Origin of the sequence: Salifodinibacter halophilus, from assembly GCA_012999515.1 — a bacterium.
Lineage (GTDB): Bacteria > Pseudomonadota > Gammaproteobacteria > Nevskiales > Salinisphaeraceae > Salifodinibacter > Salifodinibacter halophilus.
The window spans coordinates 1-248 of the sequence record JABEEB010000514.1; the positions used below are offsets into that span (position 1 = coordinate 1).

The window sequence follows — 248 nt, forward strand, 5'->3', positions numbered from 1 at the left end:
GTGCTTGCCCGCTCTTGCGGCCGCCTCGGCCATATCGGCGTGCAGCGGTGTCGGGCTCGCCACGATGACCGCTTCGATCCGGTCATCTTCCAGCAGATCCCCATATTCGGTGGACCAGTCAACCCCACCCAGCCGCTCGGAGTTCTCCCGGGCGACCTTCTCGTTTGCGTCCACGATCCTCACCAGATGGGCCCCAGGAATGCGGCCTGCGAGGTTTGCCGCGTGAAAGCGGCCCATCCTCCCCAGAC

At 65.7% G+C, this 248-nt stretch carries 1 protein-coding gene; it reads right to left on the reverse strand.

Features of this window, described 5'->3' with window-relative positions; genetic code table 11:
- A partial coding sequence (locus HKX41_12665) for a Gfo/Idh/MocA family oxidoreductase (GenBank protein NNC24987.1) occupies positions 1-237 on the reverse strand: 237 nt, incomplete at its 3' end.
- Positions 238-248 lie beyond the last annotated feature (11 nt).